Below are 12,612 nucleotides of genomic sequence, written 5' to 3'. Positions count from 1 at the left end.
GAGAGTAAGATATATTGTTTGTAGCGGAGATCTTGAAGGAAGGGAGCGTGTGATAATTGGCAATGACGGATGAACAATTCGAAAATTATCTTGTTATGTGTTATGACAAATTAGAAAGTAAACAGCAAAAATTCATTTCAGATTATAATATCTATAACTTTGATGAGTATTGGTATGATCAAGATCAATGTATATTACAGTTTAAAAAAAATGGTCAAGTATTACTTGAATTTAGTGTTGTTTTTATAGGTTCTTGGTCTGAAAAGAGTAACAGTTGGATGTGGTCTTGGGCTAATGAGAATGTGGCTGATTATGCAAGAAGTAAGTCTAACTGTTTGAAAGATTTACAAAAGATTACAGGAAGTGAGGTTTTTATAAATCCACTTTTTGAATGCGATCAAGAAATGGCGTATGAGCTAGCAGCCTTTTCCATTGAATATTTAGATGCAGAAGGAGTGTATATAGCACCAGGTGAGAGAAGTGATGTATTTATGGCTGTTATGTCACCGTGTGCGTTGTGAGTAGAGCATATTAAAAATATAGATAAGATAGAATGAAAAAGGAGTACAGTTTAATAAATTAATAAAAGGTATCATAGGTCCCCGATGCATGGTGATAAATTTAAAGGAGTGAATTATATTGCTTGAAGTAAAGTTTTACGATTGGAAAAAAAAACGTCCTAAAAAACATTATTTGCTTGTACATGAAATTAGAATTTTTGAGCTAATTTTCTCAAAGAAAGTTAGCGAGTTTGAGATGGGATTAAGAGAGATTGAAAAAGTAACTGTCTTTTGTTTAGCTAACGAAAACACTGATATTTCATATGAAGTGAATAGAGCTTTGGGTGAAATTCGTATATATGTTCCATATGATTTTATGGACTTTTTAGCATTAAATTCAGTTGAAGAGAAATACAAAGAGTTTTGCAAATTAGTACGCCAATATGTTGTCCCTGGACTTGAAGAAAACTCTACTCTTTCATCATCTGTTGTTAAAGGGTATATAGAGGAATCTTTAGATGAAATTGTGAAGCAAAACTATGAAGGAATATTTTTAGTTGGGAAGACACCTAAGAAAAGCCCAAGCCGTAAGAGGATAGCGATATTAAAAGGAATTCATCGTGTTAAAGGTTTCCAACTACGATGTGAAGTGTATGATGAAAAGGGATTAAAGATTCGAGATCAACTATTGGTGGAAGAAGTAGGAAATGAAATGGTGTATGCAAGATTTTTGGGTACCTTAAAATGGGAAAGTGAAAATCTAATAGTAGTTCAATCTAAATCCAGTAGTTGGAAAGAAGAAATCTATCTTTAATAACAAGGTTGTATAGTAGAAAGAGGGTTGTAGAGCATAAATGAATTTTTTTCGAAAAAATAAATTAAGTGACATTCAGAAAAAGTACTATGAACATTTTGGAGAGCCGATTCAATTTGTTAATTATTATAGCTGTGGATCGGTTATGTATTTTCAAACGGATGATACGCTTTATTATGTTAATTTACTGAATGTATGAGGTGATAAATGTGAATGAACGTTTAAAGAAAATAGCAATGTTAAGAGAAAAGGTCGAGGAAAAGGCTACTAGAGAAAAGTTTTTAATGTTATGTCCGTCTATAAGAGAATTTGAGATTATTAGCGGGAAGAAAATTGCTTCATTAGTAAACTTTTTAATTGATGAAACACCGAATCCTATTAAAGTTATGAGTAAATTAAATGCTGAACAAGTTATCAATGAAATAAAAGAATTTGAACGTGAATTAACTAGTTTATTGTCTAAGAAGATTATTCTATGGTATGCACATGAAAATTGGGACTTTGGTGTGCAAATAGAGTTGGAAGATTTCATGTTATATATAAAAGAAGTATTACATTTCATTGGATATGATGATGCTCAAAGATCATTAATTTATTCTAGCCTTATTGTAGTAGATGCATCTATGAGAAGTGGCTTTACTTTTCTAAAGAATGAGTATGATCTTGAAATAGTACTATGGAAAGAAGGCTGAATGTATTAGAGTGTTTTGAAACAAATTGGATGAATGGTTGGGTTTATTATTAGAAGAAGTGGTGCGTGTTTTAGTGTGATAGAAAGAAAAAGAGAGTCTTCAAGGGATATGTATAAGAGAGTAAAGGAGAGAAAATATGTCTTTTTATAAAGAGGAAATAAAAGGGGATAAATTGATTATAAGTGATGAAAGCATTGATATTTTAATGGATGCTTTTCAAGAGATTGAAAAGATATATAATGAAGGGCCTCACAGATTACCAAATATAAATGAGTTAGAGATAATGTTAAAAAATGCATTAGAAATGCAGAGTGATAGTTTTTCTTTAGAGGAACAAGAAGTAGTAGATTGTAAGTTTAAATTAAAAAAGCGTCGCAAAAAATCATTTAAGCCAGGGATAGTTTTTGCGATAAATCTTAAAAATATTAATAAGTATGGGTACGGCATGTTAGTGAAAGGCCAAAATGTTACGCGGCCATATGATGGGGAAACATATATAGAATATTTTTCTTTATTTACAGATGAAAAAATACGGATAAGCGAGTTTAAAAACTATTACAAGAATCAAAAAGAAGTATTATTTACGGCGTATACTGCCTGGTCTGGTTGGTTAGATGGTGATTGGAAAATTATTGGTGGATTACCAATGGAATTGTTTGATCCGGGGGAGTATAATCTTCCAGATTTTGTGTTTGAGAATAAGGATCAGGGGACTTATTTTGTAAGCCGAGGGAGAGCAGATGGTCCTTTAATCGATTTTGAAATGGTTAGTGAAGAAGAAGGGAAGAAAATTAAAAATCCTTCAGGGATAGCAGGACAATATGTTATAGAAGATTGGTTGGAAGAGAAATATAGCATTTTATAAAAAAGAATGTTTTTGTGTTGAAGAGATCGAGGATTTTACTTGTATTTGAAAGGAGTAATAATATGGATATTTATGAGTTGGCTAATGGTGTAGATTCAAAAGAAAAATTAGTAGAATTCCTGTTTTATTTTCAAAAAGATTTCAAAGAAAATAAAGATGAGTGGGAGAATATAACATTAGAAGATTATTTAGAATCAATGGAAGCATGGCTAAATGATTGTGATGGTGCTTTTCAAAATAAAGGTGAAGAGATGCCTAAAAATATATCATGGAATTTCATAGCGACGGTATTACTCGCAGGATCTTATTATGAGTAAGTAAAAAACGAAGAGTCTAAATAGTCCCTTCGTTTTTTCACTTTATTTTTTCTCTACTAATTTCTTATTCTTCCAATCTAGTGTGAACAATTTATTAAATGTTTTTTGATCAACGTCTTTTACGTTGTTTCCAACCCAGTTTGCAGTTCCGAATGTGTAGCCTGGACGAAGTTGGTAGTCGTCGGCGTGTTTTGTATAAGCGACCTGTAAGTTAGATTGATCTGTATTTTTTTCAGAGATAACAACAGCAATCATACCAGGAGAGAAACCGCTATTTGTTAATGCTGGAAGTTGATCCATCGGTATTAAATTACCTTTTGCATCAGATTCATATAGTATGTGCGAGAGTACATAAACAGTTGGTTTCCGTATAAAGAATGGTAGGAGTCACGTGTGTAAATACCCCAGTTTTGATTGTTATATCCGTTAAAGAATACGTTCCACTTTACGTTTTTGTTTGTTTGGTCAATTAAATTTGTTTTATAACTAGTTTGTTTATAGCTTACAGAGTCAGACCAAGTGACTTGACCAGTTGCACCAGCTTCACCGCTAGGGCCATTAGGCGTTACAGAAGCTTTAACAGAGCCACCAAGTTGATAAGATACGCTAGATGTTACAGTCGTTTCTTCTACAGCATTTGTAGGTGCTACGTTAAAGAAACGAGCGCTGTTATCTTGAAGGTTAAATGCAACATCATATTGTGAAGGATAACGTAATGTTGCACTAGCACCAGGGATTGGGTAGTTATCAATAGGTGCATCACTTATAGTAGGATTTGCTTTTAGAAAACTACCAGTTGTATTAATAACGGCAATCTGTTTATCAGCGCTCGGGTCATCGATAAAAGTTACCTTTAAAGACATTGTCATATTATCAGCTTGATCATTATTAAATGTATTATAGCTCGTATGTGTTTTTGCATTTTGCCCGATATCTGTTACAACTTGTGACGTCGTTTGAGCGTAAGCAGCAGGTGTTGAAAGAGTTACAGCGCTACTAGCAAAAACAGCGGATAATGCTAAACATTTTAAGTATGTTTTAGAACGTTTCATACAATCACTTCCTTTTATCTTTGTCGATATATGTCGTATTACATTTATATCGTAACATGAAAATAAAACGGAATGGATGGTTATGCATAATTGCATAGGTGAGTTTTGAACGATAAAGATAATAGAATTTCATCCAACACTTAAGACTCAAAAATGTCCATTACAGCCGTTCTTAAAAATTTTAAGATAATATGTTTATCAATGTTCTTATTATGAAGATTGAAGTGCTTAATATTTACGTTATAAGTGCATAACAAGTTATAATAAAAGAAATCAATAAGGAGGCTGGCTGTGAAGAATCTTCGTTATCTCAATATATTTACCATGTTAATTATATACACACTACTTATGTTTTACATTGGCTGGAACGGATGGGTTTGGCTTCATGCGGTATTTGGCTGGGAATCTTGGGGATATTATGCTTTCATAGTTGCATTTATTTCATATGCGTACATTCTCGTGCAAGTGTTTAAGTTTTTGCCATTTCTGCGAACGATAGGTTCGATTTGGTTTGCAGTTATACAATATGCGCTTATGTTGTTGCCATTAGCTAATATTATGGTCTTTCTTTTACAGTTTTCAGTAGAGAAAGAAGCGGCAATTATTTGGACAGGGGCGGCTGTGATAGCTGCATTTATCTTTATCTTTGCGTATGGAGTATTTAATGCGTATAGTCCGGTAGTAAGAAAGTACGAGGTGCACATACCGAAAAAGGTAGAGGGGCGTAAAAGTTTACGCATTGCGATGGCTTCTGATATGCATTTCGGTAAACTGTCTGGCGTTTCGCATTTAAAAAGACTTGTTCGTCATGTAAATGAGATGGAACCTGATATTATTTTACTGCCAGGTGATATTATCGATGATCATCCAGGTGTGTTCATTCAAAAGAATATGGGACCAATCATGAAACAAATGAAAGCACCATTAGGCGTATATGGTGTTTTAGGGAACCATGAATACTACGGTAGAGCGGTTCCAGAGTTTTTACAAGAGATGGATAAGATTGATATTCGTATTCTTTTAGATGAAGTAATTACAATTGAAGATGACTTTTATCTCGTTGGAAGAAGAGATAAAACAGAGCGAGATCGTCAAAGCTTTGAACAATTAATGAGTACGGTAGATAAATCGATGCCTGTTATCGCAATGGATCACCAGCCATTTGAGTTGAAACAAGCAGCAGCGGCAGGTGTAGATTTATTATTATCCGGTCATACGCACCGCGGACAAATGGCGCCCAATCATATTGTAACGAGAAGAATGTACGAGCTAGACTGGGGATACGCACAAAAAGGCGCGTTCCACGCAATTGTTTCTTCTGGATTTGGGTTTTGGGGACCACCGCTTAGACTTGGTAGTAGGTCGGAGATTGTGCAGGTAGAAGTTACATTTGAATAGGGGTTATGAAATAGAGAGCTGATGGCTCTCTATTTTTTTTAATAAAAACAAATAACAATAAATATTTATGTTGGTGCTAATTTCATAAAAGAGATAAGATTATAAGACTCGATCAAAATAAAGGGGGATTGTAAGTGAGCATATTAGATGTACTATACGGAGAATTTGAAGTGGATCAAGTAGTAGAAGAATTAATTTCAAGTAAATCTATGCAAAGACTAAAGGGAATTCATCAAGCAGGCGCAAGTTACTTAATGAACGAGAAATGGAATGTAACGCGCTTTGATCATTCAGTTGGTGTTATGTTGTTAGTGAAAAAACTAGGTGGTTCAGTAGAAGAACAGATCGCTAGTTTACTGCATGACGTATCGCATACTGCTTTTTCCCACGTGATTGATTACGTTTTTCATAATGAAGATGAAAGTTATCATGAAGAGATATTTAGTTCTGTTGTGAAAAACTCAGAAATTCCAGCGATTCTTGCGAAGTATGGTTATAACTATGAAGATATTTTGTTAGATGATTCGAAATGGACGTTACTCGAAAGGTCAGCACCAGAATTATGCGCAGACAGAGTGGATTATACATTACGAGATATGTATACATATGGGTATGTTTCTTTAGAAGAAGTTCACAGTTTTTTAGAAGATGTCATCGCTGTAGATGGGAAAATGGTTGTTCAAAGTGTCGAAATGGCAGAATGGTTTACAGAAACGTATTACAAGGAAGTAATCGATTTCTTTATGGAACCAATGAATATTTACGGAAATGATATGTTAGCGAAAACGTTAAAGGTAGCTCTTCATAAAAGGATTATTCATGCAGATGATTTTCTTCTTGAAGATGAGGAGCTCATTTCGAAATTGCAGCAATGTAATGACCCCGAAGTAGAAGCTTTATTAAGTAAAGTTCATCGAAATGTAAAGGTAAAAGAAGATAGAAACGATTATGATTTACATCAGAAAAATAAAGTGCGTCTTATTGATCCGCCGTTACTTCGTGAAGGGAAAATCGTTCAGTCGTCTGTTGTGTCAGAAAACATAAGACAGATGAGTGATATTGCTTATGAAAAAGCGGTGAGAGGGATGTATGTGAAAGTGATTTCGAATTAAAAAAGAAGTAGTGCATCGTTTTTAGAGCGCTACTTCTTTTTTATTAATAATCAAACCAATTCCAAATCTCAATATCTCCAAGAGTCGCATAACGTACGTGCGGGGAGTTTTGTAATTTTAATAACTCTTTCGATGGGCCAGTAATAACAATTCCGTATACTTTTACACCGTTATCCTTTACATATTGATAACGTTTATCTAAGTTTAGTTCTTTCTCAGAAAGCGCTGCTATTTTGCTTACTGTTTTTTTATGGATAGAAAGGACGCGCATCATTTCGGTTACTTTGTCTTCTTGCGTTTTCTGCCCGTCAGTTTCATTATCGAGGAATCTTACATGTTCTGGAAATCCTATAGCTTCTCCGCCATGTAGGATATAGTCATCTACATTTTTTCTTTCTTGTCCTGTATCTAAAGCGTACCATACAGGAGTTGGAGGGAGTTTTTGTGCCTCGAATATGCTATATAAAAGCGGTTCTAATTCTTTTAAAGTGTAAGCTTTATCAAAAGAAATTGCTACTTCTGCAACGGTTCCATCATGTACTTTTGCAAGTGTATCCCATACTTTTTTTGATGAATCCTTTAAATAATCACCCTGCTCTGTTTTGGGATGAACAAAGAAGAGTTTTGGTTGATAGAACGGATTCATCCAAGTTTGCTTCGTGATATCTACAGATGATAAGAAGCTTTTTGTTTCTATTGTACCGAGGGGCATTTCTTTTTTACCGATGGTTCTTACTAAATCAAATTGGCTATTCGTACGGAAAAAAGCTTCTACACTTGTTCCGCCTCCCATAACGCGGCTATTTGGAATAGTTGCTTCAAGTGCCAGAGAAGGAACCTCTCTAATTTCTTTTAGCCTTTTATCATTATTAGCTTGAAAATAAAAGGCTGATAATACCCCGCCGATTATATAGATAACGATGCAAATTGATAATATAAAACCAAACGTTTGTAAACGATGTTTCCACTTAATTCTCCAAAAAGGAATTTTAAGATCTTTTGGAGGTAACTTTTTCTTAATTGGTTCTGTTTTTGTTAACAGCTCATCTAAGTAAGCTTCACAAGCTTCACATGACTCAATATGACTTTCTAACAGTTCTTGTTCATCATGCGTGAGCGTTCCATTTTCATACTTCTTCCATAGTTTTTTAAATTCTGCACAGCCCATCTGTATCACTCCTTTATGGTTTTTATTTCTTTTCGTCCCCTGTGTAATTCAATTTTCACTTTCGCTAATGAGAGACCAGTCATTTCTGCTATTTCCTTATAGGAGAATCCATAGTAATCTCGTAGTAGCAGGGCATTTCGTCTTTCGAGCGGAAGAGAAGATAAACTGTCTAACCAACTAGCAATCTCATGTTTTACGAAATATTCATGTTCTGTACTTGGAACGTTTGGTAAATGGAATTCTGCAACTTCTGTTGTTTTATATTTCTTTTCTTTACGATACCAATCGATAAAGGCATTGTAGGCAATTGTAAATAACCACGGCCTAATTTCTTCTCCTTTATAATAGTCAATATGGACGAGCATTCGGTAAAAGGTTTCTTGCATGAGATCTTCTGCATAGTGGGAATCTCCGGTTAGGGAGAGAAGATAGCGAAATAAATCTTGCATATGCTCGGAGTAAATGTCTTCTAATGATTGTTTGCGTTTCACTACATTTCCCTCCCTTCATACATAACAACGAAATACATATAAAAAAGTTACAATTTTTTATGGAATTATAGTAAAAAACGTCAAGAATTGGATAGGATTCTCTTTTATCATAATACATATAAGGCGGGTGAACAGAGATGGAAAGCTATGAAACACAAATTCAAAGGTCAATTGATTATATTGAGGAAGATGTAATGGAAAAACAAACGCTGCGTAATTTAGCGCGGGTTGCAGGTTTTTCTGAGTCGCATTTTCATCGTGTATTTCAGGCGTTAGTAGGTGATACAGTAATGGAGTATGTTCGAAAGAGGAGGTTAGCCCGGGCAGCTTATCAACTTTCTCATACGGATGAAAAAGTTATTGATATCGCATTTGAGCATGGCTTTCAATCTCACGAAACGTTCACGAGAGCCTTTAAAAAATTATTTCAAATGACACCGAGTGAATATCGAAAACAAGAAATCGAAACACCGATGTATTACAGAGTGAATGTAAAGCAAAGAAAATTAAATCCGTATTTAGGAGGCATACAAATGGAATATCGTATTGTAAATAAACCAGAATTTTTAATGGCAGGTTATGAACTGAAGACGACAAGTAAAGAGGGGAAGAACCATCAAGACATCCCAGCATTTTGGCAAGAATATTTACAAAAAGATCTTGGAACAACGATTCCGAATCGTAAAGATACGAGCCAATGGGTAGAGCTTGGATTATGTACTGATTTTAATTTAGAAACAGGGGACTTCACTTATATTATTGGAATGGAAGTTACAGACTTTGAAAATGTACCAAATGAAATTGCAAAGCGTACTTTCCCTGCAGCAACATATGCAGTATTTACAACGCCGAAAGTTCCTCATAAAGAAATGGTATCGTCTATTCACCAAACTTGGAATGCAGTATTCTCAGAATGGTTTCCGCATTCAGGGTATGAACATTGCGGAGTTACAGAGTTTGAACTGTACGATGAGCGTTGCCACGAAGATAAGAGTGAGTTTGCACAAGTAGAGCTTTGGATACCGGTGAAGAAAAAATAATAAGGTAAGAGCGAATCATTGGGAGATGGTTCGCTTTTTCATAAAAGGAGAAATGGGAAAATGTTCAAAAAACTAGAATGTGTATCTATACATACGAAAGATATAGAAAGATCAGTTTCTTTCTATAAAGAAATGGGAATGAAGCAAAACTGGATGATAGAAAGAGAACTAGAAGAAGGAGCTATTTGGACGTTAATAGGATTGAAGTTTCCAGATGAAAAAAGTTCGGAGTTAGTAATAAGCAATCATCCGGATATTAATTTTATGGAAGTCGAAGTATTAGTAGAAGATGTACAACAAACGTATGAGAGTTTAAAAGATAATAAAGATGTAAAGTGGATTCGCGAACCATTTCCAACAGAATCAGGACATGTTGCAGTAATGGAAGCACCTGATGAGAATGTGTTTGTGTTAGTAGGGAAATAGCTGAAATATGGAGTGACCTTTCATAGTGAGTTATGAAGGGTTATTTTTACTTTGTATAGTAGTAGAGGAAGTAGGTTAGTATTGTCGGTTTTTGTCGGTAAGTCGATATATCTAGAAAATCGCCGATATAATTCGAGTTGCGCCGATATATTCAAAAAATCGCCGATATAATTTCATATACCGCTAAAACACCTCAAAAAAAACGATCTGCATAATTTCAATTACCGCAAAACTCTCCCAGAAAAGAAAAAAAGACGCCACATAGCGTCTTTCCTACGAACGAAACGGAAACACAAGAATAATCGTCGTTCCTTTTCCGAGTGCACTATCAACGGAAATTGTCCCGTTATGAGCATGAACGAGCTGTTTTGTAATGGCTAGGCCAAGTCCAGTTCCGATGTTGCTTTCTTCTGTGTTTGTTCCGCGGTAATATCGTTCAAATAGAAGTTCTTTCGTTTTTTCATCCATTCCTTTTCCGTCATCTGAAATGGAGAGTGTAAAGGAATTAGCGTTTTGTGATAATTTTACGATGACAGTAGTTGTTTCGTTATTATGTTTTACCGCGTTTACGAGTAAGTTTTCGATAATACGCTGGAACCATTTTTCTTCAATGAAATATTGAATTTTATTTGAGCTCGGTACGAATTCAATATTTTGATTTTGAAGTGTTGGATTATTAATAAATTGCAATAATACTTTTTGGACGAACTGATTGATTTCAACGTTTACGTGTTGGGCAGGAAGGCTGTTATTTTTTAATTGATACGTTAAGCTTAAATCATCAATTAATGTCGTCATATATTGAGATTTCTCTTTCATAACACTACCAAATTGCTGAATATCACGATCAGTCCAGTTATATTGATTCGATTCGAGTAATAATGCGTAGCCATATATAGAGCTAAGTGGTGTTTTTAAGTCGTGTGTTAGACCGGTAATCCATTCTTCTCGTGTTTGCTGGAGGACTTGCCTCATCGCATCATTTTTTTTGAGTGTAATAGAAAGGTGTTCTAGTGAACTTGTTACATCTCTAAACAAACGGAATGACCATTTTTCTTTACCAGATCGCCGGAACCTGACAGGTTTTCCTTTTTTACTAATAGGTTCTTCATACTTTCCACCAGCGATATTTTTTAGCCAGCGCATCGCATGTAATAACGGTTTTCCGAATTTATTACCGTACCAAATAGAAAGAATGACTAAATAAACAAATACGATAAGAAGGATTAATCCGCATCCGATGAGAAACTTCTTAGTAAATACATCTTCAATTTCGTCATCTGGATAGTAGTGCTCATTTTTTGCAGTTACAACGAGAAGGTTGCCACTATTTGCATCGTAAAAGCTAGACGTGTTTTCTTTATGATTCCACGGTTCTTTTTCATTAAGGGCAATTTGTATTGCTGAAAATGTTTTTTTCTTTCCAGTTGGATAGGAAAAAACCTCTTCGCCATTTTGATTAAATATTTGAAGTGTTGCTTTTTCTTTAGATAGTAACTGTTTTTCTTGGTCTGTTAATGCGAACGAATCCATCGTTAAAGAGGAGTGATCCTTTTGAATTGCTGTCAGTAACGCATTGCTTTTTAACATACCACCATAAATAACAAGTACTTTCTTTTCTTCTAATTCAATTTCCCAATATGTAAATTTATAATTACTTTCGATATGATGTTGTATATATGCGACTAAAGATGTCTTCGTATAAGCATTCGGAACATCATTTGGTGTATTAAAGTGGTAGAGGATTTTTCCGTTTTCATCTACAACTTGGAGCCAATCATTTTTTTCCTTTATTAAATCTTGCACTTCAGATTGTAACGAAATATGCTCATCTTCTGAAGAGATGTATCTTGAAATTGTAAAACTATCAGAATCTGGAATATTAGGTTCGTATAAAGTACTAGTAAGAAGAAAAATTAAATAAGTAAAAGCAGCAACTACAGCGATAAGTAATGTAACTAAAACAAAAACGTGTTGCATGATAAATTGAATAATAAGTCGTTTATTAAAATTCATATCGTCACCCTACTTTGTAACGAACTTATAACCAAGCCCGCGAACGGTTTTTATATATTCTGGTTTACTTGGATCATGTTCAATTTTTTCACGTAGTTTTCGAATGTGGACCATAACAGTGTTGTCATCGCCATTATAGGCAGGTGCTCCCCAAACTTTTTCGTATATTTCCTCTTTCGAAAATACGTAGTTCGGATTCTCGCAAAAGAAGAGTAGTAGTTGAAAGAGTTGAGCGGAGCATTCGACAATGTGCCCATCTACTGTTAGTTCTGCAGAGTGCTGATCAATTTCAAATCTTCCAAATGAAATCGAGTGTGATTTTTGTTCGTGTGGTACGGTTTGTTTCATATGTCTCCGAAGCTGTGCTTTCATACGTGCTACTACTTCTAATGGATTAAATGGTTTCGTAATATAATCATCTGCACCGTATGAAAATCCGGATATTTTATCTAAATCAGATGCTTTTGCTGATAGGAAGAAAATTGGACAATCTGTTTGTTGGCGAATGATTGGACAAATATCAAAACCAGATTGTCCAGGAAGCATTACATCTAAAATAATTAAATCGTAATTGTTTTGCTTAGTTAGAGATAAAGCCATTTCAGCTGATGTTGCAGTTGTAATATGAGAAAAGCCTTCTTTTTCAAGAATGGTAGTTAGTAATTGTAAAATTGCTGTTTCATCATCAACGAGTAAAATATTTGCTTGGTACATAAATATC

The 12,612-nt window shown here is 34.5% G+C and carries 14 protein-coding genes and 2 pseudogenes; 10 read left to right on the top strand and 6 right to left on the bottom strand.

Annotated features, from left to right (window positions below; genetic code table 11):
- Nucleotides 1–56 precede the first annotated feature (56 nt).
- From ACS2CR_RS07670 to ACS2CR_RS07645, 6 genes are all read left to right on the top strand, one after another.
- Nucleotides 57–521 carry a DUF6882 domain-containing protein gene (locus tag ACS2CR_RS07670; protein WP_001251759.1) on the top strand — a complete coding sequence of 155 codons (465 nt, stop codon included), beginning with the start codon at nt 57–59 and terminating at the stop codon, nt 519–521.
- A 118-nt stretch (nt 522–639) separates the two neighbouring features.
- Nucleotides 640–1,314, top strand: coding sequence for a hypothetical protein (locus ACS2CR_RS07665; protein WP_000895167.1), 675 nt, complete (start codon nt 640–642; stop codon nt 1,312–1,314).
- A 40-nt stretch (nt 1,315–1,354) separates the two neighbouring features.
- Nucleotides 1,355–1,513 (top strand): hypothetical protein, encoded by a 159-nt coding sequence (locus ACS2CR_RS07660; RefSeq protein ID WP_001008989.1) that lies wholly within the window; start codon nt 1,355–1,357, stop codon nt 1,511–1,513.
- Nucleotides 1,514–1,523: 10 nt separating this feature from the next.
- A complete protein-coding gene (locus ACS2CR_RS07655) occupies nt 1,524–2,006 on the top strand; it encodes a YxiF family protein (RefSeq protein ID WP_309567659.1) in 483 nt (160 codons plus the stop codon).
- Nucleotides 2,007–2,142: 136 nt separating this feature from the next.
- Nucleotides 2,143–2,871, top strand: a complete 729-nt coding sequence (locus ACS2CR_RS07650) for an Imm26 family immunity protein (protein WP_000011705.1) — start codon at nt 2,143–2,145, stop codon at nt 2,869–2,871.
- Nucleotides 2,872–2,933: 62 nt separating this feature from the next.
- Nucleotides 2,934–3,188: a DUF7660 family protein gene (locus ACS2CR_RS07645; protein WP_000356076.1), complete on the top strand. Its 255-nt coding sequence runs from the start codon at nt 2,934–2,936 to the stop codon at nt 3,186–3,188.
- A 42-nt stretch (nt 3,189–3,230) separates the two neighbouring features.
- Here the strand turns inward: ACS2CR_RS07645 and cytK2 are convergent.
- Nucleotides 3,231–4,240, bottom strand: a pseudogene (gene cytK2 / locus ACS2CR_RS07640) (beta-channel forming cytolysin CytK2).
- A 143-nt stretch (nt 4,241–4,383) separates the two neighbouring features.
- Nucleotides 4,384–4,497, bottom strand: a pseudogene (locus tag ACS2CR_RS07635) (TetR family transcriptional regulator); the annotation flags it as partial.
- A 34-nt stretch (nt 4,498–4,531) separates the two neighbouring features.
- On the opposite strand from ACS2CR_RS07635, the gene ACS2CR_RS07630 reads away from it, so the two are divergent.
- Nucleotides 4,532–5,638 carry a metallophosphoesterase gene (locus tag ACS2CR_RS07630; protein ID WP_000793767.1) on the top strand — a complete coding sequence of 369 codons (1,107 nt, stop codon included), beginning with the start codon at nt 4,532–4,534 and terminating at the stop codon, nt 5,636–5,638.
- A gap of 134 nt (nt 5,639–5,772) precedes the next feature.
- Nucleotides 5,773–6,750, top strand: a complete 978-nt coding sequence (locus ACS2CR_RS07625; protein ID WP_053513593.1) for an HD domain-containing protein — start codon at nt 5,773–5,775, stop codon at nt 6,748–6,750.
- Between the two features lie 43 nt (nt 6,751–6,793).
- Here the strand turns inward: ACS2CR_RS07625 and ACS2CR_RS07620 are convergent, their stop codons facing one another.
- Both ACS2CR_RS07620 and ACS2CR_RS07615 read right to left on the bottom strand, forming a co-directional pair.
- On the bottom strand, nt 6,794–7,918 hold the full coding sequence (locus ACS2CR_RS07620; protein ID WP_053513596.1) for an anti-sigma factor: 1,125 nt from the start codon (nt 7,916–7,918) through the stop codon (nt 6,794–6,796).
- A 5-nt stretch (nt 7,919–7,923) separates the two neighbouring features.
- Nucleotides 7,924–8,409: an RNA polymerase sigma factor gene (locus ACS2CR_RS07615; RefSeq protein ID WP_000823982.1), complete on the bottom strand. Its 486-nt coding sequence runs from the start codon at nt 8,407–8,409 to the stop codon at nt 7,924–7,926.
- Between the two features lie 137 nt (nt 8,410–8,546).
- Between ACS2CR_RS07615 and ACS2CR_RS07610 the strand changes: the two genes are divergently transcribed.
- Together ACS2CR_RS07610 and ACS2CR_RS07605 are read left to right on the top strand one after the other, a co-directional pair.
- Nucleotides 8,547–9,449: an AraC family transcriptional regulator gene (locus tag ACS2CR_RS07610; protein WP_000446853.1), complete on the top strand. Its 903-nt coding sequence runs from the start codon at nt 8,547–8,549 to the stop codon at nt 9,447–9,449.
- Nucleotides 9,450–9,509: 60 nt separating this feature from the next.
- Nucleotides 9,510–9,875: a VOC family protein gene (locus ACS2CR_RS07605; protein WP_000473642.1), complete on the top strand. Its 366-nt coding sequence runs from the start codon at nt 9,510–9,512 to the stop codon at nt 9,873–9,875.
- A 273-nt stretch (nt 9,876–10,148) separates the two neighbouring features.
- Here ACS2CR_RS07605 and ACS2CR_RS07600 read toward each other — a convergent pair whose 3' ends face one another.
- Nucleotides 10,149–11,891 carry a sensor histidine kinase gene (locus tag ACS2CR_RS07600; protein ID WP_053513597.1) on the bottom strand — a complete coding sequence of 581 codons (1,743 nt, stop codon included), beginning with the start codon at nt 11,889–11,891 and terminating at the stop codon, nt 10,149–10,151.
- 9 nt (nt 11,892–11,900) lie between these two features.
- A complete protein-coding gene (locus tag ACS2CR_RS07595; RefSeq protein WP_000283871.1) occupies nt 11,901–12,605 on the bottom strand; it encodes a response regulator transcription factor in 705 nt (234 codons plus the stop codon).
- Between the last annotated feature and the right edge of the window lie 7 nt (nt 12,606–12,612).

It is taken from the genome of Bacillus cereus group sp. BceL291, from assembly GCF_051776705.1.
Classification (GTDB): domain Bacteria; phylum Bacillota; class Bacilli; order Bacillales; family Bacillaceae_G; genus Bacillus_A; species Bacillus_A cereus.
Note: the sequence above shows the minus strand (reverse complement) of the source record. Positions and strands in the feature narration are given on the sequence as shown.